This is a genomic window from Cupriavidus sp. HMR-1 (genome assembly GCF_000319775.1).
GTDB classification, from domain to species: Bacteria; Pseudomonadota; Gammaproteobacteria; order Burkholderiales; family Burkholderiaceae; genus Cupriavidus; species Cupriavidus metallidurans.
Map to the genome: position 1 here is coordinate 1 of NZ_ANKP01000272.1, position 2,853 is coordinate 2,853.

A 2,853-nucleotide genomic window follows, 5' to 3' on the forward strand; every position below is an offset into this window, starting at 1 on the left:
CACGCTGGTCGACGCCGACAACTGATCGCTTCATGGCACGCATTGCGCTCAAGGTAGACGTGGACACGCTGCGCGGCACGCGCGAAGGCGTGCCCGCGCTGCTGTCCATGCTGTCCGCCGTCGAGGCGGAAGCCACGTTCCTGTTCAGCCTCGGCCCGGATCACACGGGCTGGGCGCTGCGCCGGGTGTTCCGTCCCGGTTTCCTGAAGAAGGTCTCGCGGACTTCCGTGGTGTCGAACTACGGCCTGCGCACGCTGATGTACGGCGTGCTGCTGCCGGGGCCCGACATCGGCCGCAAGGGCGCCGCCGAAATGCGTGCGGCCGCCGCAGCGGGCCACGAGTGCGGCATCCACACCTGGGACCACGTCTACTGGCAGGACAACGTGCGCCAGCGCGATGCGGCCTGGACGCGCCAACAAATGCAGCAATCGTTCGAGCGCTTCACCGATATCTTCGGTGCCGCCCCGACGACGCATGGTGCGGCCGGCTGGCAGATGAACAATGAGGCGTTTCGCCAGATCGACGACTGGGGCATGGTCTACGCGTCCGATGGACGCGGGACGGCGCCCTACATCCCGACGGTCGATGGCAAGGCCTGCCGCCACGTGCAGATGCCGACCACGCTGCCAACGCTCGACGAGCTGATCGGCGTGGACGACCTGACCGAAGACAATGTGCACGAGGCCGTGCTCAAGCTGACCGAGGGCGACGGCGACCACATTTTCACGCTCCATACGGAGCTGGAAGGTGGCAAGTTGGCGCCGGTATTCAAGCGACTGCTGTCAGGCTGGCGCGCGCAAGGTCACCAGCTTGTGTCGATGGCAACGTATTACCAGCACATCGATCGCAGCGATCTGCCGCAGATGCCCGTGACCTGGGGTGAAATCCCGGGCCGAAGCGGCGAACTGATTATTCAGCCCTGATTTTTCGCGCTCCCCATGGCGGGGAGCGCGATCCTCAACACTGCCACAGGCCGTCAAACGGCCTTGCGCGTCAGCCTCAGCCCGTTGAACACCACCAGCAGGCTCGCACCCATATCGGCAAACACGGCCATCCACATCGTGCCCATGCCCATCACGGTCAGGACCAGGAACACGGCCTTGATCCCCAGCGCGAGCGTGATGTTCTGCTTGAGGATGGTCGAAGTCTGGCGCGACAGCCGCACGAACGCCGGAATCTTGCGCAGGTCGTCATCCATCAGCGCCACGTCCGCAGTCTCGATGGCCGTATCCGTACCGGCCGCGCCCATCGCGAAACCAATATCCGCCCGTGCCAGTGCCGGCGCATCGTTGATACCGTCACCGACCATGCCGACGCGGCCAGCGTGGGTGTGCGCCTGATCGGTCAGCGCGGCGATCGCATCGGCCTTGTCCTGCGGCAACTGATTGCCACGTACTTCATCGATGCCGACAAGCTCCCCGATGGTCTGGGCCGTATGCGGATTGTCGCCGGAGAGCATCAACGTCTTCACGCCGAGTTCATGGAGTTGCTCGATGGCCTGGCGGCTGGTTTCGCGCACCGTGTCGGCCACACCGAACAGAATCAGCGCGCGCGGCACTGCAGAATCCATCGCGGCCAGCAGAACGATGGTCTTGCCTTGCCGCTCGATGGCCTCGAGCCGGGCTTCGAGCGCAGGAGAGCAGGCGCCGAGATCATGAATCAGGCGATGGTTGCCAAGGCAGTACGCCACACCGTTGACAGTGCCACGCACGCCCTGCCCCGGCAGCGCCGCGAAATCCTGCACCTCGAAACGCGCCACGCCATCGGTTTCGGCCGCACGGGCCACCGCGAGCGAGACGGGGTGGTCGGAACGCGCCGCGATGCTTGCGGCAATCGCCCGAGCTTCCGGCGCGTCGTCGACGAGTAGCGCCATATCGGTCTGCGCGGGCTTGCCGTGCGTCAGCGTGCCCGTCTTGTCGAGCGCCAGCCAGGACAGTTGGCGCCCCTGCTCCAGGTAGACGCCGCCCTTGATCAGGATGCCGCGCCGCGCGGCAGCGGCCAGTCCGCTGACGATGGTGACCGGGGTCGAGATCACGAGCGCGCAGGGGCAGGCGATCACCAGCAGCACCAGCGCCTTGTAGATCCATGCAAGCCAGGCCTCGCCCATGAACAGCGGCGGGATCACTGCGACTGCGAGCGCAATCGCAAAGACCACCGGCGTGTAGATGCGCGCGAACTGGTCGACAAAGCGCTGCGTGGGCGCACGGCTGCCCTGCGCGGCTTCCACGGCGTGGATGATGCGGGCCAGCGTCGACTCATCGGCGGGCGCGGTCACCTCGTACTCGAGTTCGCCGGATTGGTTGATCGAACCGGCGAAGAGGCTGTCGCCCACGGACTTGTCGACCGGAACGCTCTCGCCCGTGATCGGCGCCTGATCCAGTGCCGACTGTCCCTTCAGGACGCGGCCGTCGAGTGCCACACGTTCACCAGGGCGCAACCGCACCATGGCGCCAAGCGGCACCTGACGCGCGTCCACCGGCTGCCAGCTTCCATCGGCCTGTCGCACGGTGGCCTGCTCCGGCGCCATCGCCATCAGCCCGCGCACAGCATTGCGCGCGCGATCCAGCGAGGCTGCCTCGATCCGCTCGGCCAGCGCGAACAGCACCATCACCATGGCCGCCTCAGGCCATTGGCCGATCAGCATCGCGCCCGTGACGGCGATGCTCATCAATGCGTTGATGTTCAGGTTGCCGTTGCGCACGGCGATCCAGCCCTTGCGATAGACGCCAAGACCGGCGAACAGCACGGTGGCCAGCGCCAGCGCGGCGGGCAGGTACGGCGTGGCAATCTGGAACCATTCGGCCACCTCGGCGCCCACGGCCAGCGCACCGGCAGCCGCCAGCGGCCACCACG

Annotated in this window: 2 protein-coding genes; one reads left to right on the forward strand and one right to left on the reverse strand. The window is 66.6% G+C overall.

The features are described from left to right. Positions 1 to 32: 32 nt before the first annotated feature. Positions 33 to 923, forward strand: a complete 891-nt coding sequence (locus D769_RS29410; protein ID WP_040011343.1) for a polysaccharide deacetylase family protein — start codon at positions 33 to 35, stop codon at positions 921 to 923. 53 nt (positions 924 to 976) lie between these two features. Here D769_RS29410 and D769_RS29415 read toward each other — a convergent pair. Next, a partial coding sequence (locus D769_RS29415; RefSeq protein WP_008652232.1) for a heavy metal translocating P-type ATPase occupies positions 977 to 2,853 on the reverse strand: 1,877 nt, incomplete at its 5' end.

Excerpts from the sequence above, each read along its gene's own strand:
- D769_RS29410 (WP_040011343.1), top strand. The coding sequence starts at position 33 with ATGGCACGCATTGCGCTCAAGGTAGACGTGGACACGCTGCGCGGCACG.